Annotated in this window: 23 protein-coding genes; 13 read left to right on the top strand and 10 right to left on the bottom strand. The window is 33.9% G+C overall.

Annotation, left to right across the window (positions count from 1 at the left end):
• Positions 1 to 24: 24 nt before the first annotated feature.
• Complete coding sequence (locus Z053_RS0114910) at positions 25 to 492, bottom strand: CYTH domain-containing protein (RefSeq protein WP_025665810.1); 468 nt, start codon at positions 490 to 492, stop codon at positions 25 to 27.
• A 72-nt stretch (positions 493 to 564) separates the two neighbouring features.
• Here Z053_RS0114910 and dinB point away from each other — a divergent pair, with 72 nt between their 5' ends.
• Entirely contained in the window at positions 565 to 1,698 is a 1,134-nt protein-coding gene (gene dinB, locus Z053_RS0114905) for a DNA polymerase IV (protein ID WP_051476069.1), read from the top strand.
• Positions 1,699 to 1,815: 117 nt separating this feature from the next.
• Here dinB and Z053_RS0114900 read toward each other — a convergent pair whose 3' ends face one another.
• On the bottom strand, positions 1,816 to 2,961 hold the full coding sequence (locus Z053_RS0114900) for a methionine aminotransferase (RefSeq protein WP_025665808.1): 1,146 nt from the start codon (positions 2,959 to 2,961) through the stop codon (positions 1,816 to 1,818).
• A gap of 207 nt (positions 2,962 to 3,168) precedes the next feature.
• On the opposite strand from Z053_RS0114900, the gene Z053_RS0114895 reads away from it, so the two are divergent.
• Genes Z053_RS0114895 through Z053_RS0114885 form a run of 3 tightly spaced genes read left to right on the top strand, consistent with a single transcriptional unit; the run spans position 3,169 to position 6,610 of the window.
• Entirely contained in the window at positions 3,169 to 3,828 is a 660-nt protein-coding gene (locus Z053_RS0114895) for a succinate dehydrogenase cytochrome b subunit (RefSeq protein ID WP_025665807.1), read from the top strand.
• A 13-nt stretch (positions 3,829 to 3,841) separates the two neighbouring features.
• On the top strand, positions 3,842 to 5,857 hold the full coding sequence (locus Z053_RS0114890) for a fumarate reductase/succinate dehydrogenase flavoprotein subunit (RefSeq protein ID WP_025665806.1): 2,016 nt from the start codon (positions 3,842 to 3,844) through the stop codon (positions 5,855 to 5,857).
• A 6-nt stretch (positions 5,858 to 5,863) separates the two neighbouring features.
• Positions 5,864 to 6,610, top strand: a complete 747-nt coding sequence (locus tag Z053_RS0114885) for a succinate dehydrogenase/fumarate reductase iron-sulfur subunit (RefSeq protein ID WP_025665805.1) — start codon at positions 5,864 to 5,866, stop codon at positions 6,608 to 6,610.
• 240 nt (positions 6,611 to 6,850) lie between these two features.
• Here Z053_RS0114885 and Z053_RS0114880 read toward each other — a convergent pair whose 3' ends face one another.
• Positions 6,851 to 9,244: a M28 family peptidase gene (locus tag Z053_RS0114880; protein ID WP_025665804.1), complete on the bottom strand. Its 2,394-nt coding sequence runs from the start codon at positions 9,242 to 9,244 to the stop codon at positions 6,851 to 6,853.
• A gap of 213 nt (positions 9,245 to 9,457) precedes the next feature.
• On the opposite strand from Z053_RS0114880, the gene Z053_RS0114875 reads away from it, so the two are divergent.
• Positions 9,458 to 9,928 (top strand): CBS domain-containing protein, encoded by a 471-nt coding sequence (locus Z053_RS0114875; RefSeq protein WP_025665803.1) that lies wholly within the window; start codon positions 9,458 to 9,460, stop codon positions 9,926 to 9,928.
• Between the two features lie 42 nt (positions 9,929 to 9,970).
• Here Z053_RS0114875 and Z053_RS0114870 read toward each other — a convergent pair whose 3' ends face one another.
• The 6 genes from Z053_RS0114870 to Z053_RS0114845 all read right to left on the bottom strand — a co-directional run bounded on the left by Z053_RS0114870 (position 9,971) and on the right by Z053_RS0114845 (position 17,182).
• Positions 9,971 to 10,525, bottom strand: coding sequence for a pyridoxamine 5'-phosphate oxidase family protein (locus Z053_RS0114870; RefSeq protein WP_025665802.1), 555 nt, complete (start codon positions 10,523 to 10,525; stop codon positions 9,971 to 9,973).
• A gap of 44 nt (positions 10,526 to 10,569) precedes the next feature.
• Complete coding sequence (locus Z053_RS0114865) at positions 10,570 to 10,917, bottom strand: hypothetical protein (protein ID WP_025665801.1); 348 nt, start codon at positions 10,915 to 10,917, stop codon at positions 10,570 to 10,572.
• A gap of 62 nt (positions 10,918 to 10,979) precedes the next feature.
• Entirely contained in the window at positions 10,980 to 11,882 is a 903-nt protein-coding gene (locus Z053_RS0114860; protein ID WP_025665800.1) for a histone deacetylase family protein, read from the bottom strand.
• A gap of 5 nt (positions 11,883 to 11,887) precedes the next feature.
• Complete coding sequence (metG, locus tag Z053_RS0114855; protein WP_025665799.1) at positions 11,888 to 13,954, bottom strand: methionine--tRNA ligase; 2,067 nt, start codon at positions 13,952 to 13,954, stop codon at positions 11,888 to 11,890.
• 102 nt (positions 13,955 to 14,056) lie between these two features.
• A complete protein-coding gene (locus Z053_RS0114850; protein WP_025665798.1) occupies positions 14,057 to 15,667 on the bottom strand; it encodes a DUF1501 domain-containing protein in 1,611 nt (536 codons plus the stop codon).
• 6 nt (positions 15,668 to 15,673) lie between these two features.
• Positions 15,674 to 17,182 (bottom strand): DUF1800 domain-containing protein, encoded by a 1,509-nt coding sequence (locus tag Z053_RS0114845; RefSeq protein ID WP_025665797.1) that lies wholly within the window; start codon positions 17,180 to 17,182, stop codon positions 15,674 to 15,676.
• Between the two features lie 209 nt (positions 17,183 to 17,391).
• On the opposite strand from Z053_RS0114845, the gene Z053_RS0114840 reads away from it, so the two are divergent.
• The 8 genes from Z053_RS0114840 to Z053_RS31540 all read left to right on the top strand — a co-directional run bounded on the left by Z053_RS0114840 (position 17,392) and on the right by Z053_RS31540 (position 25,371).
• Positions 17,392 to 18,288 carry a S66 peptidase family protein gene (locus Z053_RS0114840; RefSeq protein WP_025665796.1) on the top strand — a complete coding sequence of 299 codons (897 nt, stop codon included), beginning with the start codon at positions 17,392 to 17,394 and terminating at the stop codon, positions 18,286 to 18,288.
• Positions 18,289 to 18,293: 5 nt separating this feature from the next.
• Positions 18,294 to 18,653, top strand: a complete 360-nt coding sequence (locus tag Z053_RS0114835; protein WP_025665795.1) for a YraN family protein — start codon at positions 18,294 to 18,296, stop codon at positions 18,651 to 18,653.
• Between the two features lie 75 nt (positions 18,654 to 18,728).
• Positions 18,729 to 19,853, top strand: coding sequence for a helix-turn-helix domain-containing protein (locus Z053_RS0114830; protein ID WP_025665794.1), 1,125 nt, complete (start codon positions 18,729 to 18,731; stop codon positions 19,851 to 19,853).
• A gap of 157 nt (positions 19,854 to 20,010) precedes the next feature.
• The gene (locus tag Z053_RS0114825) at positions 20,011 to 21,090 is read left to right on the top strand and encodes a helix-turn-helix domain-containing protein (protein WP_025665793.1); all 1,080 of its coding nucleotides are present in this window, start codon (positions 20,011 to 20,013) and stop codon (positions 21,088 to 21,090) included.
• Positions 21,091 to 21,193: 103 nt separating this feature from the next.
• Positions 21,194 to 22,582 (top strand): clostripain-related cysteine peptidase, encoded by a 1,389-nt coding sequence (locus Z053_RS0114820; RefSeq protein WP_025665792.1) that lies wholly within the window; start codon positions 21,194 to 21,196, stop codon positions 22,580 to 22,582.
• A 134-nt stretch (positions 22,583 to 22,716) separates the two neighbouring features.
• On the top strand, positions 22,717 to 23,835 hold the full coding sequence (locus Z053_RS0114815; protein ID WP_025665791.1) for a helix-turn-helix domain-containing protein: 1,119 nt from the start codon (positions 22,717 to 22,719) through the stop codon (positions 23,833 to 23,835).
• 79 nt (positions 23,836 to 23,914) lie between these two features.
• Positions 23,915 to 24,847: a virginiamycin B lyase family protein gene (locus Z053_RS0114810; RefSeq protein WP_025665790.1), complete on the top strand. Its 933-nt coding sequence runs from the start codon at positions 23,915 to 23,917 to the stop codon at positions 24,845 to 24,847.
• A 353-nt stretch (positions 24,848 to 25,200) separates the two neighbouring features.
• Entirely contained in the window at positions 25,201 to 25,371 is a 171-nt protein-coding gene (locus Z053_RS31540; RefSeq protein ID WP_160170102.1) for a hypothetical protein, read from the top strand.
• Positions 25,372 to 25,555: 184 nt separating this feature from the next.
• Here Z053_RS31540 and Z053_RS0114805 read toward each other — a convergent pair whose 3' ends face one another.
• Positions 25,556 to 26,746, bottom strand: a complete 1,191-nt coding sequence (locus Z053_RS0114805) for a serine hydrolase domain-containing protein (RefSeq protein ID WP_025665789.1) — start codon at positions 26,744 to 26,746, stop codon at positions 25,556 to 25,558.
• Positions 26,747 to 26,816: the final 70 nt, after the last annotated feature.

The raw sequence follows: 26,816 nt of genomic DNA, 5'->3' as shown, positions 1-26,816 counted from the left end.
AAATATTTTAAAGTAAAAGATGATTTACCAGGTTTTGTATGGCTTTTTACTTAATTGAGAATTATAATATCTTCTATCACCTGTAACTTCTTTTCCTAACCAATCTGGTTTTAGGAATGTTTCATTTTCATTGTCTAATTCAATTTCGGCTATGATGAGATCTTTGTTTTCTCCAAAGAATTCATCGACTTCGTAAATGTGATTTCCCAGAGGGATTTCATATCGTATTTTTTCTATAATTCCTTTTTCACATAAAAGCATTAATTGCTCTGCTTCTGATACATCGATTTCTTTTTCCCATTCAAATCGTGAAGTCCCCGAAGTGTTACCAATTCCTTTTACGGTGATAAAGGCATATTCTCCTCTGATTCGTATACGAACTGTTCGTACTGGATCGGTATTTAGAAATCCCTGTATGATGCGAGTACTTTTTTGTGCTTCATTTTTAAACGTTTGAGAGGTAACCAGGAATTTACGTTCGATTTCAATCATGATTAATTATTCGATTATTTCAGAGGATGTGGAAATGTTTTTATAATCAGAGATAAAGATATTATAATTTGAATGATCAATATCTATTATTTTTGTAAAGTGGAAGAGTTGGGTACATATAGAAAAATCATACATGTTGATATGGATGCATTCTATGCTTCGGTAGAGCAGTTAGATAATTCCGAACTTAGAGGAAAGCCGTTAGCCGTTGGCGGAGGAGGAAAACGAGGCGTGGTTAGTGCGGCCAGTTATGAAGCTCGTGTATTTGGCGTACGATCTGCTATGCCTGGTTTTAAAGCGAGGAAACTTTGCCCAGATCTGATTTTTGTTCGACCTCGATTCGATCGGTATCAAGAAATTTCTTCTCGAATCAGGAAAATATTTTTTGAGTATACAGATATGGTAGAGCCTTTATCACTAGATGAGGCCTATCTGGATGTTACCGAAAATAAAAAAGGTAATCCCAGTGCAACGCTTATTGCTCAGGAAATTAGAAAACAGATTTTTGACGAGATAGGATTAACTGCTTCTGCAGGAATATCGATCAATAAGTTTATTGCCAAAGTAGCAAGTGACTATAATAAACCTAACGGACAAAAAACCGTAAACCCTGAAGAAGTAATCGAATTTCTGGAAGATCTGGATGTTAAAAAATTCTATGGAGTTGGTAAAGTCACCCAGGCTAAAATGTATCAAATGGGGATTTATACAGGAAAAGATTTAAAATTAAAATCAGAAGAATTTCTTACTCAGCATTTTGGTAAATCAGGAGGGCACTACTACCGTATTGTAAGAGGAATTCATTTAAGCGAGGTAAAACCAAATCGCGAGCGCAAATCCCTGGCAGCAGAACGTACTTTTAGCGAAAATATAGCTTCAGAAATTTATATGCTCGAGCGGTTAGAAAGTATTGCAGAAGAACTTCAAAAACGTCTTAAACGAAGCAAAGTTGCAGGTAGAACAGTGACTCTAAAGATCAGATATAGCGATTTTACATTACAGACCCGCAGTAAAACATTACCCTATTTTGTAAGTGATACCGATATTTTATTAGAAACTGCAAAAGAGTTATTGTACCAAGACAAAATGAAAAATTCTGTGAGGTTATTAGGGATTTCGCTCTCTAATCTCAATACTGGTAAGGAGAAAAAAAAGGAAAAAGAAAAAGAAGAGGTAGAGATTATTCAGTTACGGTTTGATTTTTAAAACTATATTAAAATAACTTTATTTAGTATAAAAACCACTATTCTCCATAGTCCTACTGAGCTTACCGAAGTACAATTCTTCTTTCGGTCGAATTACTCTAATGGATATGATTTTAGATCAAATTTTACACAAAATCTCTGCTGCTCGTTTTAACGTTTCTTCAGTTTTAGCAAAGCAAAAACGTAGTACGTTATCATCTTTCTGATTTAAGTTAAAAACAGATACCGGGATAGATGCAATTTTATATTCTTTGGTTAACCTTTCAGCGAAAGCGATATCACTTTCATTAGTAATAGCAGAATAATCTAATACCTGAAAATATGTCCCGGATGCAGGAATAAACTTAAAACGAGAATCGGTAATCATAGATAGGAAAAAATCTCGTTTTTGCTGATAAAAGTCCGGAAGGGAAAGATAATGCTCCGGAACTTTTAAATATTTGGCCAAGGCATATTGCATAGGATGACTACTAGAAAAGACATTAAATTGATGTACTTTTCTAAATTCTGTCATTAATTCTTTTGGAGCCAGGCAATACCCCATTTTCCAACCGGTAGTATGAAATGTCTTTCCGAAAGAAGCAGTAATAAAAGCACGTTCGGCTAGTCCAGGAAATAATGCAGCGCTTTGATGTGTCTGGTCATCAAAAATGATGTGTTCATATACTTCATCACTTAATAAAATAATATCTGTGTTCCTTATTAGTTTTTCTAACTGAAGCATATCTTCTTTAGATAAAACACTACCACTGGGATTATGAGGTGTGTTTATAATAACCATTTTGGTTTTAGAAGTGATTTTAGATGCCACTTCTTGCCAATCAACGCTAAAATTAGGAGCAGTTAATTGAATCGGAACGATCGTTCCGCCAAATAATTTGATTGATGGCTCATATGAATCATAGGCAGGTTTAAATATAATCACTTCATCTCCAGGATGTATAAAAGCCGAAATAATAGTAAAAATAGCCTGTGTAGCACCAGAAGTTATAGTAATATCGGTTTCGGGATGGTAATTACTGCCATATAGCGAGTTAGTTTTTTCAGTAATAACTTCTCTTAAAGAGAGCAATCCAGGCATTGGTGCATATTGGTTATATCCATTTTGCATGGCTTGAGTTACCAAATCAATTAGTTTTGGACTTGCTTCAAAATTGGGGAAGCCCTGAGACAGATTTAATGCTTCATGTTTATGAGCTAATTGACTCATCACCGTGAATATAGTAGTGAAAACCTCTGGAAGTTTGGAATTGATATTTTGCATAAGGTAAAATTAGCATAATTGTAAAAAAAAGTATTGTTTTTTGTTTAAAGTTAATCCTATATTTCAAACGTTTTAGTGCTTAGCTATATACAAAGCCTCTTTCTTTTTTATATTCATTATAAATAGCGAAATAAACCCAAGGTAAAGCTTGGCTAAAAAAGCATTGAACCCTATTTTTGCTTCACAACTAATTAAACATTTTAAATAATGGGTGGATTGATAAAATCTTCAATAGCTAGAAAAGTTGCGATGGCGCTTTCAGGACTTTTCTTAGTTTTTTTCTTATTACAACACTTTACTATCAATTTTACTTCAATTTTCAGTGCAGATACGTTTAATGAGCTATCTCATTTTATGGGTACAAATCCGTTAGTTCAATTTGTATTGCAACCTGTTTTAATTTTTGGAGTAGTGTTTCATTTTGTGATGGGGTTTGTATTAGAAATCAAAAACAAAAATGCCAGAGCGATTAAGTATGCAAAATATAATGGAGGAGCTAATGCTTCTTGGATGTCTAGAAATATGATTTATTCTGGATTAGTGATTCTTGCATTTTTAGGATTACATTTCTATGATTTTTGGGTGCCAGAAATAGTACATAAATATGTAGAGTTTGCCCCAGAGGATCCTACACGATATTATTCAGAATTGCTACATAAATTTGAAAGCCCGATTCGTACTGGGTTATATGCGCTTTCATTTGTGTTTTTAGCATTGCACTTATGGCATGGATTTGCATCTTCGTTTCAATCTGTTGGGTTTAATAATAAATACTCGATAGCGGCAACCAAGTTTGCAAAGGCTTTTGCAATAGTAATTCCTGTAGGATTTATTATTATTGCTATAGTGCTTCATTTTACTCATTAAAAACACCACTAGTATGTCAATTTTAGATTCTAAAATACCTGAAGGTCCACTGGCAGATAAGTGGACAAATTATAAAAATAAAATTAACCTGGTTAACCCTGCGAATAAACGAAATATAGATGTTATCGTTGTTGGTACAGGATTAGCAGGAGGAAGTGCGGCTGCTACATTGGCCGAACTCGGATATAATGTAAAAACATTCTGTTATCAGGATTCTCCTCGTCGTGCACATTCGATTGCAGCACAAGGAGGAATTAATGCAGCAAAAAACTATCAGGGTGACGGTGATTCTGATTACCGATTGTTTTATGATACTGTAAAAGGAGGAGATTATCGTTCTAGAGAGGCTAATGTATATCGATTGGCCGAAGTTTCAGGAAATATTATCGATCAGTGTGTGGCACAGGGAGTTCCTTTTGCACGTGAGTATGGTGGATTGTTAGATAATCGTTCTTTTGGAGGAGTATTAGTATCCAGAACATTTTATGCCAAGGGACAAACAGGGCAGCAATTACTTCTTGGTGCATATTCTGCAATGAATCGTCAAATCAATAGAGGAAAAATACAAGCTTTTAACCGTCACGAAATGTTAGATTTAGTGAAGATTGATGGAAAAGCTCGTGGAATTATAGCTCGTAATCTGGTTACCGGAGAAATAGAACGTCATTCGGCTCATGCTGTAGTATTGGCTAGTGGAGGATACGGAAATGTATTCTTCTTAAGTACCAATGCAATGGGAAGTAATGTTATGGCAGCATGGAGAGCACATCGTAGAGGAGCTTTCTTTGCAAACCCTTGTTATACCCAGATTCATCCAACTTGTATACCTGTATCAGGAGACCATCAGTCTAAATTAACGTTGATGTCTGAGTCACTACGTAACGACGGACGTATATGGGTGCCAAAAAGAAAGGAAGATGTAGAAGCAATACGTGAAGGTAAATTAAAACCAACACAGTTGTCAGAAGAAGAAAGAGATTACTATCTAGAACGTCGTTATCCAGCTTTTGGTAACCTGGTGCCACGTGATGTAGCTTCGAGAGCAGCAAAAGAACGTTGTGATGCCGGTTTTGGAGTGAATAAAACAGGAGAAGCTGTATATCTTGATTTCGCATCAGCAATCCAACGATACGGAAAAGAAAAAGCATTGACCTCGGGTATACATAACCCTTCTAAGGAAGAAATTACGAAGATGGGAGAGGAAGTTATCGAAAGTAAATATGGAAATCTATTTCAGATGTATGAAAAGATTGTAGATGAAAATCCATATAAATCTCCGATGATGATCTACCCTGCAGTACATTATACGATGGGAGGTCTTTGGGTTGATTATAACTTACAAACCACCATACCAGGATGCTATGCTGCAGGAGAAGCCAATTTCTCTGATCACGGTGCAAACCGCCTTGGTGCATCAGCATTGATGCAAGGACTAGCAGACGGATATTTTGTATTACCATATACGATAGGAGATTATTTATCTCAGGATATTCGAACAGGAAAAATCCCAACAGATACGCCAGAGTTTGATCAAGCCGAAAAAGAAGTGAAAGATCGTATCGAGAAGTTAATGGCTGGATCAGGAGAGCATTCTGTAGATTATTACCATAAGAAATTAGGTAAAATCATGTGGAACAAATGTGGAATGTCTCGTAATGAGAAAGAACTGAAAGAAGCTATCGAAGAAATCGCAGTATTACGTGAGGACTTTTGGAAAAATGTAAAAGTTCCTGGAACAATCAATAGTATGAATCCAGAACTGGAAAAAGCAGGAAGAGTAGCTGATTTCTTAGAATTAGGAGAATTATTTGCCAAAGATGCATTAAATCGAAATGAATCTTGTGGAGGACATTTTAGAGAAGAATCTGTAGAGCAATCTGGAGAACAAAAAGGAGAAGCTCTTAGAGATGATAAAAACTTTAAGTATGTAGCAGCGTGGGAGTACAAAGGAGAACCTAAAGATGCACAACTCCATAAAGAAGACTTGGTCTTCGAAAATATTGAATTAAAAACACGTTCTTATAAATAAAAAGCTATGAATCTTACATTAAAAATATGGCGTCAAAGTGATGCTAATTCCAAAGGAAAGTTAGTAGACTATAAAATTTCTGGAATAGAAGGGGACATGTCTTTTTTAGAAATGTTAGACGTGTTAAATGAAGACTTGATCAATAAAGGAGAAGAACCTGTAGTTTTTGATCACGATTGTAGAGAAGGAATCTGCGGTGCTTGTTCATTACAGATCAATGGAGAACCTCATGGGCCAGACCGTTTGATAACTACCTGTCAATTACATATGCGTAAGTTTAATGATGGAGATACGATCTATATAGAACCATTTAGAGCTAAGGCATTTCCGGTAGTAAAGGATTTAATGGTAGATCGTTCTTCTTTTGAGCGTATACAGCAGGCAGGAGGATATATTTCTGTTAATACTTCAGGAAATACACAAGATGCAAATGCTATCCCTATTCGTAAAGAAGATGCAGATGAGGCTATGGATGCAGCAACCTGTATTGGTTGTGGTGCTTGCGTAGCAGCTTGTAAAAATGCTTCGGCAATGTTATTTACTTCAGCTAAAGTTTCGCAATTTGCGTTGCTACCACAAGGTCAGGTAGAAGCTACAGAACGTGTACTGGCAATGGTAAACCAAATGGATGAAGAAGGATTTGGTAACTGTACTAATACAGGTGCCTGTGAAATTGAGTGTCCTAAAGGAATATCATTAGAAAATATAGCACGTATGAACCGTGAATATTTAAAAGCAAGTATGAAAGGATAGTTATTTTCTTTACGATTATAAAATAGAAACCGAAGTAGTATACGCTTCGGTTTTTTTAGTACATAATTTTTTTAAAATATTGATAATAAGCTATTTCATAGTAATTATTGATCTCAATTGGCCGTTTTTAAGCATTTAAAGTTGGATTTAAGCCAGTTTCTTTATGAAATAAGACTAATTCTTTTAAATTGTCAAAAAATAGCGATATGCTCACCAAAATCATATTTTTGAGTATGGTGTTTATTCATTTATTTCTTGGGCTTGGATAGGTGTGTTATCCAGTGTGAGTGTTGTATCAATTTTTTTCTCTTGATATTCTTCTATTGCAAAACCTTTTTTGATAACTACAGCATCATTTATTATAAATGGTTTAGGCATCATATTTTTATTTCTCGGTGGGATTGAGAAATGTTCATTGGTAAGCAAATCGTATGAAGATTCATATAAAACAAATTTTGGTAGTGAGTCCTTATGAAACTGCATTTGTAATTCTAACGGTTGATTTTTACTTACATAATAAGTAAGCAGATTTTGACTCCATCTTTTTGTAAATGCATTGTAGGTTTTGCCATTGGAGTAATCAAAATCTATTGCGGTTTCACCATTAACTCGTAAAGCGTTAAAATTAAACAGGGTTTCGGTATATAAATCAATCCTTTCGATATCTCGTTGGGGAGCAATACATAACTCCAGATGTCTCAGGTTTCCGATTATAGTATCTTTACTAATGTCTAATTTTGGTTGTCTTATGCTTTTGATAGGAGCTTGATTGGCATAAGCAAAAGATCTTCGATATTTACTTTGTAGCGTGTTTACATTATAAGTTTCGGCAATATTTTCTTCTGGGTTAATATAATTTTGTGTCCAAGAATCAAGAATATTATCATAAGAAGCCCACACAGCCTTGTTTTGATCAGCATCTAAGATGTAGACAAGACTATTAGGTTTTTGCCTTTTTTCTGTAAAATCTGATTTTATATGAGCAGCAATAAAGAAGACTAAACTTAGGAGGAGGCATAAATTCCCAAATAAATTTTTTCTTTGATAAAACCCAAAAATAGGGATTAATGCGCCAAATAATAGAACCGATAACACAGAAGAAACAAAAAGGATTTTTAAACCCAAAGCTACAGGAAAAGCCGCAATAAAAGGAGATATAATAAAGATAGCAGGTAACGCCAAAACAACCATTAATACTGAATTAGGTCTTTTTTGACGAATAAGAACAACTAATGATATCAATCCAAATAATACAACAATTATAAAATAACTGGCCCCTTTAAGATATAAAGCCGCCATGGTACAAATAACCAACCAAATAAACAATGGCCCTATAAGTAAACTGGCTTGATTTTTACTTTTACTAAGTTTGGCATATACTTTAAAACAAATAGCAATTGATAATAATACAAAAACGGTGATATATTGATAACCATTATACGTAAACCCATGTTGAATTTCATTATAATGAGGATAGATGATCTTAATCAGTTGCCATCCACTAAAAGTTAATCCTCCTGCAAATATCAGGCATAAAAGAAAAGCACCTAATCCTATTAAAGCTTCTTTGAAATCTATTCGATATGCAAATTTTCCGTAAAAAATTAGTACTATAAATAAGATAATTGCAATAATTAATAAAGCATATATCCAACTAAAAGGGTATTTAACAAGATTAAAGATCGGAGCATTAAAATAAATGTAGTCTCGATCAGACTTAAGCACACTTAGGTCGACCTCAGAAAAATAAGAGAGTAAAGGCATTAAGTAGCTTCCTTGATGTTGTAATGTGCTTAGATCTAGATTTTGCCATGTGTCATTGGCAGTATGGTAATCAAAATGATCATCTATAAACGCAAAATTGAAGCCTTCGATATCTCCTTGTTTTCTTAAAACCGTAAGATCGGTATCGTTGGGCAGCATTTTGTAAATACTATATGCAAGAGAATTAGTAACAGGATATTTTACACCAGCTTTAGAGAATTCATCAATCATCTTTCCATTCTTAGCATTAGTTTCTATAAGCATATAAGAATTTCCACCGCTTCCTCTGGCTTCAAAATTAAGAGCAAGTCCAACATTTTTGGCCCAGGGATGTTTTTTTACAAAAAGATCTGCTCCAATAAGCCCAAGTTCTTCTCCATCGGTAATACAAATGATAATATCATTTTTAGGAACCTTATTTGTCGCCAAATATGCTCTGATTCCTTCTAGGATAGTTGCAACACCACTACCGGCATCACTAGCTCCGTATGAAGAATGCGGCGAACTATCATAATGAGACATAAGTACCAGCGACTTTGTAGAATTACTACCCTTAATCTTTGCGATGATATTTTTGGGTCTGCTTATTGCTCCGCCGTTAGAAACAGAAATGCCCTCTTGAATTTCGGGTTGTAACCCTAGTTTTTTTAATTCATTCAGAATGTATGTTTTTGTTTCTTCATGTGCCGAACTACCCAAATAGTGAGATTGTTTAGAGATATTTTTTACATGTTCTAAAGCACGAAGTGTAGAGAATTCCTGTTTAGAAGTCTTGAGATCTGTTATTTTTTGTGGCCTACTGCTGTAAAATGTGTAAACTAATGAAATAAAAATGAGGAGCAACGTAAGTAAAGAGGGAAACTTTCGCATGTGTGAATATTGGTTTAGGCTAAAGGTAAGAAATAAGCTACAATTATTAAAAATATACCTTCCGAAATGATACTTGATGATTTCATTCAATAGTTAAAAAATGATACAGTTAAAGGTATGAAAATTAGATTTTAATTACATTAAAATGAAAGTCTAACTTGATTAAGTTGTTGTAAATCACTATATTTAAGATTCACTAAATCACTAGATATTATGGGAATAATCAGTTTTCAAGGAGCTCGCTCTAAGACGAAGAAGCAGGATGAGACACTAATAAAAGTCTCTGATTATATGACAAGAGATTTGATTACATTTAATCCTGATCAATCGGTTATGGAGGTTATCGAGACATTAGTAAAGCATAAAATATCAGGAGGGCCTGTGGTTGATGATAACAATCAATTATTAGGTATTATTTCTGAAGGCGATTGCATTAAACAATTAAATGAAAGCCGTTATTATAATATGCCTATTGAAGATGCCAGAGTAGAAAAATTTATGGCTAAAGACGTAGAAACAATAGATGGTAATCTCAATATTTTTGATGCAGCCAACAAGTTTTTACAGACCAAAAGAAGACGTTTTCCCATTTTGGAAGATGGTAAGTTAGTTGGGCAAATTAGCCAGAAAGATGTAATGAAAGCAGCATTAAAAATGAATAGCCAAAATTGGAGAAACCGATAACCAAGCAATAATAGAAGCTAAGAATAACGGATTTAGTAACCTTTATTTATTATCAGATCCCGTTATTCTAGTTTCGAAACCATCAATACTAACAGCATTCTTTTCTTTTCGATAATTCTCTAGTCGCTCCTCTCCTTGTTTTTCGGACCAGGATTTTAATTGTGTTCTTTCTTCTTTAAAATCCATAAACGGAACAGCATATCCACAAGAAGTTTGTACCATATCTACCTGCATTTCAATAATTTGTCTTGAACCTATAATCTTAGGGAATAAATGAATATAATTATAATATGTTTCATCTTGTTTATGAGATATGCTAGCAGTTCCGTAAAGCCTTAAGATTAGAGGTTTCCCTTCAAAAGCACAGAATAGAATAGTCATTCTATTATTTTTTATGACATGGGCAGCAGTTTCGTTTCCACTTCCTGTAAGATTTAACCATACAATTTTGTTTGGTCCAATAACCCGAAATGTATCCATTCCTTTAGGAGAAATATTAACCCGTCCTTCATTTGCTGCTGTTCCTACAAAGAAGACTTTTTGTTTTGCTATAAAATCTTTTAATTCTGAACTTATCTCTGTTAATATTTTTGCCATTTTCTTATGATTAGAACCTATTTTGGTCAGAGAATAGGGTTAATTTAATTTCTTTTTACAATTGCATAAAAATCATTTTCTAACGGAAGATATCCTTGATCATACACAAAATAATAGGTGTTTCCGGTTTTGGTAACATAGATACTAGTGAAATGCTGAAAATCAAATCCCTTGGCCATCAGTTTTGTCTTAGTAGTTTTAGTTTTATCCCTTGGATTTAATTCTTCGAGAATGCGATAGTTTTTACGCAATAGATTATTGATATTACGGATCAGATTTTTACTGTCCTTATTGAGTTGATTATTATATGCATTACGACAGTAATCACCACAGAACTTTTTATCTGCTCGACCAACGATTTTATCACCACATACTGGGCATTCTTTTTGCATCAGAATATAATTTGATATGAAGATACGATAAATATCCGTTTACAAATGACTAATACTAAATATCAAAAGAAAATATCTTGCGCTAATCTGTAAGTGTTGGCATGTGCTTCTATTATGGTCTTGATATCTGGAGAATAACCGCCACCCATAGAACACATAATCGGGATATCGAGATCTTTACAGATCTGAAGCACAAATCGATCTCGTTCTGCACAACCAACCAGTGAGCATCCTAATTTTCCTAATTTATCGGTAGATAAGATATCTACACCACTTAAATAGTAGATAAAATCTGGTTTCTGATCTTTAATGAGTTGGGGGAGCGTTTCTTTTAGGATTCTTAGGTATTCCTGATCTTCAGTTTGATTAAGAAGTTCGATATCCAGATCTGATTTTTCTTTTTTGAAAGGATAATTGTTCGCTCCATGCATCGAGAAAGTAAATACAGTCTCATCGTTTTCGAATATTTCTGCAGTTCCGTTACCTTGGTGTACATCGAGATCTATGATCAGTATTTTTTTTGCTAAACCATGTTGCAAAAGATATCTGGCCCCAATTGCCTGATCATTTAATAGGCAAAATGCTTCCCCACGATCTGTATACGCATGATGAGTGCCACCAGCTATATTCATGGCGATACCATGTTGCATAGCATATTGTGAAGCTTTGATAGTACCATCAGCAATAATTACCTCACGATTGATAAGCTCTTTGGATAGCGGAAAACCAATTTTTCTGGCTGCTTTCGGGGCTAATGATAATTCGATAAGACTTGTATAATAATCTTTTGTATGAACCGCCAGAATAAGTTGTGGATCCAGAATTTTGGGTTCAAAGAAGTTCTCTTCTTTACAAGTCCCTTCATAAAGTAATTGTTTAGACAATAACTCGTATTTAACCATCGGAAACCGATGCTTTTCTGGCAAAGGATGCGTATAGATCGGGTGATATGCTATTTTGAGCATATAACTTAACTAATAACTGCCCCGGGGTTTACTCCATCCTCGTCAGGATTTAAGAATACGAGTTTTCCCTCAGGTGTTTCGGTCATTAAGATCATTCCTTCGCTTTCTACCCCACGCAATTTTCTTGGGGCAAGGTTAACCAATACAGTTACTTTCTTACCCACGATTTCTTCTGGAGAAAAGTGCTCCGCAATACCTGAAACGATCGTTCTGGTGTTGATTCCTGTATCTACTTTAAGTACCAAAAGCTTTTTGGCTTTGGGCATCTTCTCGGCTTCGATGATAGTCCCAACGCGAATATCTAATTTGGTAAAATCATCAAAAGTTGCTGTGTCTTTTTGTGGTTCTACCACTTTATTTTCGGCTTCGTTAGCTTTTTTAGTTGCTTCCAATTTGTCTAGTTGTTTTTGGATTTCGGCATCTTCGATTTTAGAAAACAGCAATTCTCCTTTCTCAATTTGATGTCCTGCCGGAAGAAGTACCTCTTTTGTTACAATTTCATTCCATTTGGATTGCTGATCGAGTTTCGAAAAACTGAGAATTGATTTTAATTTTCCTGAAGTGAATGGTAGAAATGGTTCTGATAATGTTGCTAATGCAGAAGCAATTTGCAATGCAACATACATTATAGTTTTCGTACGCTCTTCGTTTGTTTTAATCAATTTCCAGGGCTCTTCATCTGCCAGATATTTATTCCCTAATCGAGCAACATTTAATAGTTCCTGGCTTGCTTCTCTAAATCGATATCGTTCTATAGAACTTGCGATAACCGAAGGATAGGCTTTAAGCTCTGCTAAGGTTTGCTCATCAACTTCAGAAAAAGCATTTGGAGCAGGTACTACACCACCGTAATATTTATTGGTTAATACAACTACTCTATTAATAAAGTTTCCGAATATGGCAACCAATTCATTGTTATTTCGTGCCTGAAAATCTTTCCAGGTAAAGTCATTGTCTTTAGTTTCAGGAGCATTGGCAGTTAATGCATATCGCAATACATCCTGTTGATCAGGAAATTCTTCAAGATATTCATGTAACCAGACTGCCCAGTTTTTTGATGTAGAGAGTTTATTGCCTTCAAGATTTAAAAACTCATTTGCAGGTACGTTTTCGGGTAGGATGTAACTTCCTTCCGCTTTGAGCATACTTGGGAAAATAATACAGTGAAAAACAATGTTATCTTTTCCTATAAAGTGAACTAATTTTGTGCTTTTATCTTTCCAATAAGGTTCCCAGTCTTTTCCTTCTCGTGATGCCCATTCTTTGGTAGAAGAGATATATCCTATAGGAGCATCAAACCAAACATACAATACTTTTCCTTCTGCACCAGCTACCGGAACCGGAATTCCCCAATCCAAATCACGTGTTACTGCACGAGGGCGTAATCCATCATCTACCCAGGATTTGATTTGGCCATATACATTGGTTTTCCAATCTTTTTTATGCCCGTCGAGAACCCATTCTCTTAGAAAACCCTCATATTGATCTAGAGGTAAAAACCAATGTTTGGTTTGTTTTAGAATAGGCTCTGCACCAGAAATTGTTGATTTAGGATTGATAAGATCTGTTGCATTAAGAGAGCTACCACAATTTTCGCATTGATCACCATACGCCTCTTCGTGACCGCACTTAGGGCAAGTACCGACTACAAATCGATCTGCCAGAAATTGATCGGCCTCTGGATCGTATAGCTGTTCTGATGTTTCTTCTATAAATTTACCATCATCGTATAGTTTCTTAAAAAACTCTGAAGCGGTTTCATGATGAATAGGAGCAGAGGTTCTGGAGTAATTATTAAATGAAATTCCAAAATCTTCAAAAGACTTTTTTATAATGGTATGATACTTATCAATAATTACTTGCGGAGAAACCCCTTCTTTTCTTGCACGCATAGGGATAGCAGCACCGTGCTCATCACTACCACAAATAAAAGCAACATCATTGCCGGTCATTCTAAGGAAACGCGAGTAAATATCTGCTGGGATATAAACTCCTGCCAGATGACCTATGTGAATAGGACCGTTGGTATATGGTAAAGCTGCTGTAATTGTATATCTTCCCGTCGTGCTCATAATGCTAAAAAATAAGGCACAAAGGTAATAAAAACACTTGCAAAATGTAACCCTGCATCATCCAATTATTTTGAACGAATGCAGGGATTGTATTCATCTATTTTATGAAATCAAAATTGATTTACTATAATTGCCATTATTGGTCTGAATCTGATATACATAAGGACCAGTACTTAGCCTTGTATTTGCAGATTGTTTTACATCGATAACATGTTCTCCTTCTGTTAACACCTCATTTCTTAAGGTAGCTACTTTTTGTCCTACCACGTTATAAAGTGCAATATCTACATGGGTGGTTTCGGGATTTGCAATATTTATATAGGTTTGACTGTCACTATAGGTAACGATGTGAGTAATTCCTTCTCCATCGATAGGGATATTAGGATTAATACCAGAGCAATTGAATCCTAAATCTAAGGATTCAAAAGAACTACCCAGAAGGACTCTTCCTACAGTATTTTCGTCAATACATAACCAATCTTTCATTACCGTGGCATACACTTGTCTAAAATCGGTAGTATTAAATACATTACCTCCACGAGTTAAGTTAGATAAATCCGGATGTTCTCCGGCAAAGCCACTTCCATTAAGAGCAGAGCCAAAAAACATGGTTGGTGCAGCAGTACCATGATCTGTTCCCAGAGATCCATTTTCTCTAAATCGTCTACCAAATTCAGACATAGTCATAGTAAGTACTTTGTCGTCCCATCCTGCTGCGGTAAGATCTTTATAGAAGTTACTCACGGCTTCAGAAAATGAATTAAGAAGCTCCTGGTGTCTTTGTATTTGATTGTTATGAGTATCGAACCCTCCTAAAGTCACTAAATATACTTTGGTTCCCAGGTTTCCTTTGATTAATCTAGCAATTATACTTAATTGTCTACCCAGACTATCATCAAGATATCCTCCAAAATCGGTAGATCTTTCATAAGCAGAACTAATTACATCGGCATAGGTAAATGTAGTATTCGTAACTTCTCTAAGATGTCGTACTCTATCGTCATACGTACATTCGCCCAGACCATCTAAGCTATAGGAAGTACCATTTTCTGCAATTTGCAATAACCTTCTGGGATCAGAAACGGCAAAAGAGAAGTCATTCTCTGGTCCTTTAAAAATTAAGTTCCCTATACTGCCTATCTGTATAGAAGGAGGACTAGCGGGTGGATTAAAAATATAATCAGGGTAAATTTCTTGAAAATATCTTCCCATAAAACCGGTTCTGTCTTCTTCTTCTAAATTAGTATTGGCATAGATATCAGAACCTCTAAAATGAGATAAAGATGAATCTTCGTATCCTACACCATGAACAACTCTCATTTGACCATCACCCCAAACACTTTCTAGCTTATTCATTGGTTTTGGCATGGCATAATCATCATCAAGTGTAATAAATTCACTTGGAGGGATTTTTATAAGAGGCCTGGCATTGGCATAAATATCATAATCATAAACAGGGATGATAGTATTAAAACCATCATTACCTCCTTGTAATCTAACAAGGATTAGTATATTTTCATTTGGTGCCTGACTAAGGGCTATTGACAATGGAGAAGGTCGAGAAACCGAAAGAGGTGTGTTCCCTAGCATCATAGATCCTCCACCTACCAGACCTAATGCCTGAAGGAAAGATCTTCTGTTCCATTTTATATGATCTTCGGTATTACAAGATCCGTCTTTTTTTATATTCTTGGAGTGATTAGTTTCGCACATAGGATTTTATTTAAGTTGGAATTCTGGGATTTCTGCAACGTAATCTAGTAAAGCAGCAAATTGCTGAGGTACTTGAGGAAAACCTAAGGTCCACGTACCATCTTCATAGTAATTGTCTGGGATACCATCAATTTTGAAAGCCCCTAAGGCTTCAGCAAAAGTAATGAGATCATTAATCCCTCTTGGAAAGAAATAATTTAGAATAGTTCTTACCACAAGATCTACATCTGCGGTGGACACTAACAGATTTCCATCGCTTTGTTCGCCGATTGGCATTCCTACTAAAAAATCTCTAAATTGTTCCTGATTTTGACTCCATGTGCGACTTACAATATATCGAATACTTTCCCAGCGACCGATCAATAAATCGGGGCTAATCCAGTCATCATCACCTTGCCAACCTTCAACATCTATTGGGTTTAATACGTCTTGTCCCAATGTGCGTACTGTATTTCGGTAAAAATCGATATGATCTACATCTGCAGGTAGTGCAAATCCTAATTCATTAAAAAAACTTATGTTTAAATCACATGGGCTTTTGATAATTGCCCCTATAGCTTCTATATTAAAAAAATGTTCACTTTTAAATAACTGGCGCAGTACAGCTGCTATCTGATAACCACTTGTAATAAAAGTTTGTACCATTTGGGCAACAATAGCATCATTACAGGTAGGGCTTACAAAATAGGTGTACAGTTTTGCGCAAATAAAAGTTGCAACTTGATTGCTTCTTTGTTGAAATAAAATATTAACAACATCGTCATAGGTCCAGTTTCCGGTCTGACCGAAAATAGTTTTAGACTCATTGCTAAACTGTCCCGGGTCAAACAGAATATCACCCCAGGTGATATCATTTGTATTAACGTATCCTGTTAACGCTTTTGCCGTTTCCTGGATATCGTCTTCTGTATATCCATTATCTACACCAAGAGTAAAAAGTTCATACAACTCTCGGGCATAATTTTCATTTGGTCTATCTCTTATATTTTCATCACCATTAAGATATACCAACATGGCATTCGATATACCTATATCGTATACAAAATCTCTAAAATTCCCCAAAGCGTGTATTTGAAGAAGATTGTAATACTGAGATTGATACGCGGGGCTACGATAGGTATCATCTTCGGTGACAAAATGATTACTCCAAAATAAGGTAAGACGTTCTCTTACTTTGTTTTGAATCAAATCATTTATCATTTGATTTTTTCCTTGGGTTCGATAAAACCCTATATCGTTATTGGGGTTAGCTGTCTCGGCAGCTTCAAATTGATCTCTATTCCATAAACCCCATGCTGGAGGGGGAGTGGCATTTAGAGCAATAGCATCATCAATAAGCTGATCAACCAATGCAGAAGGATTGTTTTGAGCCAAAGCAGCCAGAACCTCTGCTTTTGATGCTCCAAAAGCAATTCTACGATACAAATGATTTATTTTGCTTACGTTCCAGGGGTTACCTGGAGAAGGCACATATTCTGCTAGGGAAGCAAGATTACATGAAGTATCCGACATCATAGGCAATAGGGTTTAAAAGTAGAGTAATGGGGACAAAATTCCTTACAATATAATAGATTATAACGAAAGTATTTGTTAATTAGTATCTCAAAATTGAAAAAAAACAAAAAATGAACCTTATAAGAAGTCGTTGCTGTCTATAAGATGAATGTTTTTTATCATGATAAATCTATTGCACTACTATTAAAAAAATAAACTCAAGAGTGAAAATACTAGAACCAGATTTTGTTAAAAAAGGAGATAAAATTGCTATTGTTTCTACAGCAAGAAAGATTAATTTAAAGGAAATAAGAGAAGCAGTAGCGCTATTAGAAAAATGGGGGTTAGTCCCCGTGATTGGTTCAACGATTGGAAAAGAAGAAAATCAATTTGCGGGATCTGATCAGGAACGAGCATCTGATTTTCAAAAGATGTTAGATGATAAGGAAATTAAAGGGATTTGGTGTGCAAGAGGAGGCTACGGAACCGTAAGAATCATCGATAAAATTGATTTTTCAGATATGTTGAAATCCCCAAAATGGATTATAGGATATTCTGATGTTACTGTGCTTCACTCTCATCTACATAAACTAGGTATATGCTCGTTGCATGCGCCTATGCCAATAGATATTCATAAAGGAACAGAGGCGTCGATAGCCTCGTTAAAAGATACTGTTTTTGGTAAAAAAGTTAAGTATAACATTTCTTCTTCTAAAAAAAATATTGTAGGAAGCTGTAGAGGTTGGTTAATAGGAGGTAATTTATCTATTTTATATTCTCTATGTGGTTCTGCGTCGTCTATAAACACTTCTGGCAAAATTTTATGTATAGAGGATCTCGATGAGTATCTTTATCATATCGATCGTATGTTACAAAACCTTAAACGCAATGGGTATTTCGACAATTTATCTGGATTGATTGTCGGAGGAATGACCAAAATGCATGATAATAATGTTTCCTTTGGCAAAAAAGCCAAAAGGATTATTCTCGATATTGTACAGGAGTATGATTTTCCGGTAGTGTTTAATTTTCCAATGGGACATGTTGAGGATAATAGAACTTTGATTATGGGCGCAGAAGCTTTTTTACAAGTAGATAAGGATCAAGTAACATTAGAATATATATAGTAGGTATGGCAGAACATAATGCTCTGGGTAAAAAAGGAGAAAAGATGGCAACTGATTTTCTTATCGAGAAAGGATATGAAATTCTAGAACGAAATTATAGATATCTGAAACATGAGGTTGATATCATCGCCAGAAAAGAAAATATTGTCGTAGCAGTAGAGGTAAAAACGCGAAGTACTCCCGAATTTGGTAGCCCTCAGGATTTTGTAAAACCTAAACAAATACAATCTCTGGTCAAGGCTATTGATCATTATATAACAGATAATGACTTGGATGTAGAAGTACGTTTTGACATCATTGCTATTATAGAAAATAAATTAGGCACCAGAATAGAACACTTAGAAGATGCCTTTTATCATTTTTAATAGTGCAATTGTACCCAATCGGTCGAAAAATATTTGGGATTAGAATAGTTTTACATAAAACTTAATACCTTCTTTATGCAGCCTTTCGAATTTATTGATATGGTCCTTTTTTTAGGAATAAGTCAGGGGGTATTTTTAGCAGTGACTATTCAGATCATTCAGAATAAGAATAGACTTGCAAATAGAACATTATCTTTAATGTTGATCATAGCTTCGATAATGTTAACAGGTCGATTTTTCTTTACTATTGAAACTAATAACGAAATTTTCTTTAGACTTGCTCTCTTCGTAGACATATTGGTATTTGTATTTGGTCCTTTATTATACCTTTATTATCGAAGGTTAATATTTAATGAAAAATCAAAATACACATTACACTATGCGTATTTTATTCCTGCAGCGGGAATGTTAGTATATCATTTTTGGACATATCAATTTTCTTATGATGGATTTGTTTTAATGGTTCAAAATGGAAGTCTTACCCTATCTTTTTTAATTATAGAAGCTGTTGGAATTCTTTTCAATCTATATTTTGGACGTCGGTGTTTTCAATTATTAAGAATATACCAAAAAGAAGAAAAAAACAATTTATCATATTCTCAACATCTGGTAGGATATCTTAGTGCAATTTTGATTATTGGGAGTTTGTTTTTATTGTTGTGGATAATAAGCTTTGTGTTGGCGTATGGATTTAATATGTATTCCTCATTTTTAAGCTACAATGCCATATGGATAGCAGTTTCGGTTTTTGTTTATATCATAGGTTTTTATAGCTTAAAACAACCCGATATTTTTAGAATACCTTTATACATAAAAAAACAGATTAAAAGGAAAGAACGGCTTGATGATGAAATGATTAAAGACATAGAAACTAGGCTAGAAAAACTTATGATTAATGAGAAAATTTATCTGAATCATAAGCTTACTCTGGTTGATCTGGCGAATCAATTAAATACATCAACAAATAATGTGTCATGGCTTCTTAATAATATTCATAACAGTAGTTTTTATGATTATGTAAATCAATATAGGATAAAATCGTTTATAGAAAAAATCCAGAATGGTGAGCATCATCATCATACGCTCCTTGCACTATCAATGGATTCTGGATTTAACTCTAAGTCTACTTTCAATAAAACATTTAAAGCAATTGTTAATGATACGCCAAGTAATTATATCAAGAAACTAAATACAATCTAATGTTACTAGATTGGTTAAGTTGTACTCAAAAGATCGATCAACATTAATCTATATCAAAGAACTAGTAAATCTGCTTATATTTATCCTAAAACAAAAACGAAGTTTGTAGATAAACTAACGTTAACAGCAATTGGAGTATAATTAATCTCTATAAAGATTGAATAAAACAATATTAGATTTTGCAATTATTGCCAGTGGTCTTATAGGATATTTTATAAGTATCTCATTAATTACTACTTCTTTTTATAAGAGTCGTGCAAATAACTACCTTTCCTTCTCTCTATTCTTACTAACAAGTTTGACCTTATTAGGTAGATATGGTGCGGGAAATGCCGTTTTGGCATTCTTAAACTATATCATGTTGGATTTTCTAGTTGCTGTTACTTTATTTACATATTTTCTAATTCAAATTGAACATAGGTACCTTAAAAAGAAATGGTATAAATGGCTATACTTTCCTTTCTTTAGCTCTTTGATTATTGAAATTATTCTTCATTTAGATTCTATTTTCAATCTTTATAATTCAGATTTTGCTGTTCAGGTATTTTATATTAAGAATTATACATCGTTTGCCTACAATCTATTTTTAATATTTTGGGGGAGAAATTTAATAAAGAATTCTAATACTATTTCAAAAGAGAAAAGACGCTGGTTGTTAAGATTAAACTTTTTGATTATATGCATTATTGCAAGTTGGCTTTTGTTTATACTATTCAATTCAGAATATGTTGTAAATTTTCTATGGATAATCATTTCTTTTTTTTCGTGGTGGATATTGTATTATGGAGTGTTCAAACTCCAGATAGTAGCACAAAAAGACGAAATACATGAATACTTAGCTTCAAAAAGGACAAATGGCACTCAAACAAAAAAGAAAATAAGCGAAACCACTGTTTCTAAAATTATTACCCAGTTGCATATATTAATGGATGAGGAAGAGTTATACAAAAATCCACTTTTAAGTAGATTAGATCTAGCCACTCGATTAGGAACAAGCGAGGGGTATTTGTCACAGATTATAAATCAGGAACTCAATAAAAGTGTCATTCAGTTTGTAAATGAATATCGAATTGAAGCTGCTAAAAATCTATTGCATGACCCTGTATTTAATAAATACTCTGTTGAAGCTATTGGTATGGAAGCTGGTTTCAAATCTAACAGTGCTTTCTATAATACTTTCAAAACCAGTCTGGCAATGTCCCCGGGAGCCTTTAGAAAGCTTCAAAAAACCTCCTAATTCGTAGAATTCCATTGTTTTAGGAATTCTTCAATCCCAAAATTACTTTTTTATTTTTTTGAATAACATACTTTCACATCAGAAAATCAAAAACATAATTTTAATGAAAAACGTCTTCAAAATATTATTTATTATTCTTTTTACTTTATCTACAACAACGATTCATAGCCAAACCGATAATGGTTGGACGATCATGTATTATGCTGCTGGATCAAATTCTTCGGAACTAGATCTTCTACAAAATATAGAGAAGATGATTGAAGGAAAACAATCGAAAGGCTATGAGGTAATTACACTAATAGATAGAATCGAAGGGTATTCTAAAGATGCAAAGACTCTAGGTGAAAATTTTACGGACACCAAACTTTATAAATTCGAAGCTAACAGCTATCAAGAATTATCAGGAAAAGAGATCCTGCCAGAATTCGAAAAAGAAACATCCTATGAAGCTAATATGGGGGATGCTGATCTATTAAAACGGTTTATTATATATTGTAAGAAATATTATCCTGCCAAACATTATATGTTGATTCTGCGATCACATGGAAATGGCTGGCGCATGTGTCCAGACAGAGAAGCAGGAATCGATGATGCGCTACATTCTACCGAAATCAGTGAAGTCTTATCTAATGATGAATCGGTAGATATATTAGGATTTGATGTATGCTCGATGGCGGGATTAGAAAATTTTTATGAATGGAGGCCCAGCGAGACTTCTTTTTCTGCGAATTATATCCTTGCTTCGGCTCCTGTGTCAGCTTCATGGGATTATAAAAGTATATTTAGTCGCTTACAAACAGATGGAAAAACCAGTAAAGAGAATAATTATTTTGAATCAGGAAAAGAAAAAATCCTTAATCCATTCAAAATGACCCCAGATCAATTCTCGAAACTCCTGATAGAAGAAATATATGATAGTCAAAAATGGTGCTCCTGGGGATTATTTGATAATACTAAGATTACTGATGTTAAGTTAAAAATAGACGAATTAGCAAGACTACTTTCTGTAGAAAAAAATGCTGATATATACTCCATTATAGAACAGGCTTCTGGATATTACAATGAAAAAGGTGTTGAAGAAGTAAAACAAGAAGTAGCCTTTCCTTATATAGATGCTTATGATTTTGCACAGCAAATAGGCAATAATCAAAAATTAGATCAAATAACCAGAGCGAAAGCAAGTGAAGTTTGTGAAATCATAGATCAATTGGTATTATACTCGTATTATGGAGGTAAAGGTCCTCTACCAAAAAAAGATAATTTTGAAGAAGGAAAAAATGGCGTTTATATAATTGCTCCTCAGGGCAATAAGGTGTACCCTCCAACTGGGAAAACTTTTTGGAAACATTCAAAAAAATGGTTTAGTCCATATGATCAAAAGCATATAACAGGCGCTTATGGTTTATATGACTGGTGTAGTGATGGCATGAAACCAGAAAATGAAAAAGTAGATAACTTTTACGAATATTTAGACTTTCTTTTTACAAAATAAGAATAACTTCATTTTTATAGATAGTAAGCTATACGTTAGGATATACTTTCCTTTTTAAAAGTGCGATATGATCCATTCGGTCGAAAAGTATAAGATAATATGGTAGTTTTGTGGTAACCAGTAATTATTTGTTAATGCAATCTTTCGAATTCATCGATCTTATACTTTTTTTTGGGATAAGCCAAGGTGTTTTTTTAGCGGTTACTCTTCAGATTATTAAAAACAAAAACAAAGCAGCAAACAAAACCCTTTCGATTATGCTAATGCTTTCTGTTTTTATGCTTTTGGGCAGAATGATTTTTTTTAAATTTTTGACTGCAAGATTATTTCAATGGGCAATTCTTATTGATTCGGTGATTTTCTTATTTGGACCACTATGTTATATATATAGTAGACGATTAATATTTTCTAAAAATGACACATTTAGACTTTCTCGGTCTCATTATATACCTGTAAGCTTTCATCTTTTATTTTCGTTTTACATTTTTTCTTTTAACGGAGATGAGTTTTTGGATAATTTATCGGCGGGATTCTTTAAAACACCTTTTTTAATTATTGAAGGAGCAGGAATTGTTTCTAATATATACTATTGGATTCTTAATGTGAAAATTTTAAAGACATATATTCATAAAGAGAAAAACCATGTTTCTTATACTCAAAGTTTGGTGTCGTTTTTGAAATTTTTTCAAATCTCAATCTTTATTGTCATTACGGTTTGGATGATCAGTTTTATCTCGATGAACTTTTTTAATTATTCTATAAAATTTATTAATTATAATTCGGTTTGGGGTACAATCTCAATATTCATATTTGTAATCGGATATTATAGCCTTAAAGAGCCAGAACTGTTTAGAATATCATTTCAAAAAGAAAAAACAAAATCACAGCAACGTTTACCACAAGATCAGATTATTTTAATAGGAAAAGAATTAAATACCCTGATCGAAAAAGAAAAGATTTTTCTAAAACCTGATTTAACGCTTCGAGACCTTTCTCTGCGATTAAATACTTCTACTCATAATATTTCATGGTATCTTAATCATGTATCAAAAAGTAACTTTTATGATTATATTAATCACTTTAGGATACAGGAATTTTTATCGAAGATAGATAATAACGAACATCTTCATCATACGATACTTGCCATTGCCATGGAAGTTGGTTTTAATTCGAAATCTACTTTTAATAAGGCATTTAAATTAGAGGTTAAGGATACACCAAGAAATTACATTAAAGGATTAAAGGCGGCTTAAAATAAGTATGAATTGATCCAAACCGTCGATTTTTATGAAGTGCCTAAATATTTTAGAGCAAACTTAAAAATCATTCAACATGAAAACATGTATTAAACACATTAGTATAAAAGCAGTAATGCTTTTTGTTTTATCCTCGATATCAATCACACTAATTTCTTGTTATGGAGATGGATTTGATCCAGACCTCGAGGTAGAAACCGTAGTTTCTCCTTTTTTTGGTAATGATGCTGTTAGTGTAGATAAATACGGCAATATTTATGTCTCTGAGTTTGGTCAGTTTGCAGGAGCAAATGGCAATGGAACGAGGGTTTTTAAAATATCCAAAAATGGTGATGTTACAGAATTTGCATCGAACTTAACGGGTCCATTAGGGAATGCAATTGACCTACAAGGTAATCTATATGTCGTTAACAGTAGTGGTGGTGGATCAGGAGATATTCTTAAAATTACACCAGACGGAACACAAACGATATTGGCGGTTATTAGTGGTTTCCCATCGGGGCTAACTTTGGATCATGATAATAATCTATATGTATCAAATTTTGGAACCCCAACAGTTCATAAAATCACTACAGAAGGAGAAGTAACCGTATATGCATCAGATCCTAAATTAGCAGGTGGTGTAGGGATCGATTTTGATCGTAAAGGAAATTTAATTGTTGGCAATTTTGCTACCGCAGATGTTTTATCTATAGATCCAGAAGGAAATGTATCTCTTATTACGACTATTACCGATGCTGTGGTTAATGGTTTTGGAATTGGTTATATAACCGTAGTTAGAAATTCAATTTTTGCAACCGGTATTGGAGTCAATAAAATATTTAAAATTTCTATGGATGGTACAGTAGAGGAGTTTGCAGGTACCGGAGATGCTGCTCAAACCGATGGATTGCTTAAAGAAGCATCGTTTAATGGTCCTAACGGGATTACTTCTGATCCATTACGTACAGCAATTTATATATCAGAATTTGGAGGAACAGGAGGAGTGAGGAAAATTAAATTTTATTAAAATAACCCGTTGTGCATTTAGGAAGATTATTACGAAAAAAGCGTCAGTTCGAGTGTTTTGTCGTAATGGAATGGAGACAAAATGTATCGAGAATAGCTTTTTTAAGCTAAAATCCTCGTCATCCAGCTCGATACACTTCTCCTAAAGTCGAATCACTCAAATTGAATGCACAACAGGTTAAAATATTACAAAATTGATGTTAATAGGTTTGATTGTATACAAAAGGTCGATTCGTAATATTGATACATCTTAAATTCGGGACCAGCCAAAAAAACAACCACTCAGAAATATGGTATGTGGTTGATATCAGGTTGATCAATATCATTAATTATTCATCTTAAAACTATATCATTATGTTACAATCAATTTTAAATCAAAAAGGTGTACACATGCTAAACAAAGATCAGCAAAGATCAGTTAACGGAAAGGGAGGTATAAACTCAGTTTGTCATTCTGGTAACGATTGTGATTTTGGTTTGGTATGTGCGGGTTGTTATTGCAGGCCAATTGGCGGTGCAATTTGATAGAAAAAGCAGTGAGATTAATTCAATTTTAAGTAATAGCGAGTATTTAAAATTAGTAAAGGCGGGAATCAATGAATTCTCGCCTTTACTAATTTTTCTGCAGTGTAATTAGATGCTTACACCATTGCTTTTAGGATGCTTAAGATGAGTAATAAAGCTGATAAGATTAGACTTTTCATAATATTTAAGGTTTATGGATAAAAAGGTTTACTATGTCATAGGCATGTTTAAATAAATCAGATGAAGAGCCACTTCGATTCATAAGTAAGGAAATACTAATATTGTATTCTGGGAATAAAATTAATACTGATGTGGATCCTAGTGCCGTTCCCCCATGATGAATAATTTGTGTTCCTGATAATCCTTCTATCTCAGATTCTAAATTATCATTACGCCATCCAATAGCATAATTTTGTGTATTGATTTGCCCGTTTTTTAAAACTGTAGGTTGTATAAGAGTACGCATGGTCTCTTTTCTAAATAATGTATGGTTTAGAAAAGCGTTTCCTAGCGTTACCAGATCTGTTGGCGATGCTAAGAATCCACCACCAGCCCATTTATTACTGTTATTAACTTTAAAAACTTCTTTGTATTTTTTGTTTTCAATATCATAGAATTTAGAAAGATACTTTGAGGGATTCATTTCTTTTTCAGCTTCAATATTTATCCCCAAAGGATCAAATACAGATGCTTTCATAAAATCCGGAAAATCCTTTTTTGTTGCTCCTTCAACCATTGCACTGAGTAATGTATAGTTATATGTACTATAACTAAAATCTGTACCAGGCATAAACAATAGGTCGTCATGATTAAATATGCCAACGCTTTCTTCTACAGAAGTGTATTCATCATTATTATAATGTTCCCAAATGGGGAAACAAGAACAGATTCCGTAATTACGTATTCCCGAAGTATGAGAAGCAAGTTGTCTTAAGGTTATTTCTGAAAGCGTTTTACTGGCATACGGGACAAATTCTTTGACTTTAGAATCAAAACTGAGTTTTTTGTTTTGAAGAAGAACTCCTAATCCAATTGAAGTCACTGCTTTTGAAGTACTACCAATCCTAAATTTTGTTTTTAAACTCACTTTTTTGTTTTTTTCTATATCCTCATAACCAATGGCATTGGCCCAAACTATTTTACCGTTTTTACCAACGGCAACAGAAATTGCAGGTGTTTCTATACGAGTAAATATATCTAAGAGAAGGCTATCTGCTTTTTTTGAAATCGAATCTCGATGTTGTACTACTGGTTGTAATTTGGTGTTTTTAGGAAAAACAGACCAGCCCAAATTATATATAAAGATTGGTTCTAACAGGTAAAAAAGTAATGGAAGAACTATAACCAAAATAAGGAGAGTACATATTTTTTTCATGCTAAATATTGATTTAAAATTAAACAAAGGAATTCCTGTCATTGCGTAAATGGCTCAATGCTATTGGTTG

Origin of the sequence: Aquimarina megaterium XH134 (genome assembly GCF_000520975.1) — a bacterium.
Classification (GTDB): domain Bacteria; phylum Bacteroidota; class Bacteroidia; order Flavobacteriales; family Flavobacteriaceae; genus Aquimarina; species Aquimarina megaterium.
Note: the sequence above shows the minus strand (reverse complement) of the source record. Positions and strands in the feature narration are given on the sequence as shown.

What these genes read in the sequence shown, in the direction of transcription:
- Z053_RS0114910 (WP_025665810.1), bottom strand. Translation starts at nt 492, where the DNA reads ATGATTGAAATCGAACGTAAATTCCTGGTTACCTCTCAAACGTTTAAA.
- dinB (WP_051476069.1), top strand. Translation starts at nt 565, where the DNA reads ATGATCAATATCTATTATTTTTGTAAAGTGGAAGAGTTGGGTACATAT.
- Z053_RS0114900 (WP_025665808.1), bottom strand. Translation starts at nt 2,961, where the DNA reads ATGCAAAATATCAATTCCAAACTTCCAGAGGTTTTCACTACTATATTC.
- Z053_RS0114895 (WP_025665807.1), top strand. Translation starts at nt 3,169, where the DNA reads ATGGGTGGATTGATAAAATCTTCAATAGCTAGAAAAGTTGCGATGGCG.
- Z053_RS0114890 (WP_025665806.1), top strand. Translation starts at nt 3,842, where the DNA reads ATGTCAATTTTAGATTCTAAAATACCTGAAGGTCCACTGGCAGATAAG.
- Z053_RS0114885 (WP_025665805.1), top strand. Translation starts at nt 5,864, where the DNA reads ATGAATCTTACATTAAAAATATGGCGTCAAAGTGATGCTAATTCCAAA.
- Z053_RS0114880 (WP_025665804.1), bottom strand. Translation starts at nt 9,244, where the DNA reads ATGCGAAAGTTTCCCTCTTTACTTACGTTGCTCCTCATTTTTATTTCA.
- Z053_RS0114875 (WP_025665803.1), top strand. Translation starts at nt 9,458, where the DNA reads ATGGGAATAATCAGTTTTCAAGGAGCTCGCTCTAAGACGAAGAAGCAG.
- Z053_RS0114870 (WP_025665802.1), bottom strand. Translation starts at nt 10,525, where the DNA reads ATGGCAAAAATATTAACAGAGATAAGTTCAGAATTAAAAGATTTTATA.
- Z053_RS0114865 (WP_025665801.1), bottom strand. Translation starts at nt 10,917, where the DNA reads ATGCAAAAAGAATGCCCAGTATGTGGTGATAAAATCGTTGGTCGAGCA.
- Z053_RS0114860 (WP_025665800.1), bottom strand. Translation starts at nt 11,882, where the DNA reads ATGCTCAAAATAGCATATCACCCGATCTATACGCATCCTTTGCCAGAA.
- metG (WP_025665799.1), bottom strand. Translation starts at nt 13,954, where the DNA reads ATGAGCACGACGGGAAGATATACAATTACAGCAGCTTTACCATATACC.
- Z053_RS0114850 (WP_025665798.1), bottom strand. Translation starts at nt 15,667, where the DNA reads ATGTGCGAAACTAATCACTCCAAGAATATAAAAAAAGACGGATCTTGT.
- Z053_RS0114845 (WP_025665797.1), bottom strand. Translation starts at nt 17,182, where the DNA reads ATGATGTCGGATACTTCATGTAATCTTGCTTCCCTAGCAGAATATGTG.
- Z053_RS0114835 (WP_025665795.1), top strand. Translation starts at nt 18,294, where the DNA reads ATGGCAGAACATAATGCTCTGGGTAAAAAAGGAGAAAAGATGGCAACT.
- Z053_RS0114830 (WP_025665794.1), top strand. Translation starts at nt 18,729, where the DNA reads ATGCAGCCTTTCGAATTTATTGATATGGTCCTTTTTTTAGGAATAAGT.
- Z053_RS0114820 (WP_025665792.1), top strand. Translation starts at nt 21,194, where the DNA reads ATGAAAAACGTCTTCAAAATATTATTTATTATTCTTTTTACTTTATCT.
- Z053_RS0114815 (WP_025665791.1), top strand. Translation starts at nt 22,717, where the DNA reads ATGCAATCTTTCGAATTCATCGATCTTATACTTTTTTTTGGGATAAGC.
- Z053_RS0114810 (WP_025665790.1), top strand. Translation starts at nt 23,915, where the DNA reads ATGAAAACATGTATTAAACACATTAGTATAAAAGCAGTAATGCTTTTT.
- Z053_RS31540 (WP_160170102.1), top strand. Translation starts at nt 25,201, where the DNA reads ATGTTACAATCAATTTTAAATCAAAAAGGTGTACACATGCTAAACAAA.
- Z053_RS0114805 (WP_025665789.1), bottom strand. Translation starts at nt 26,746, where the DNA reads ATGAAAAAAATATGTACTCTCCTTATTTTGGTTATAGTTCTTCCATTA.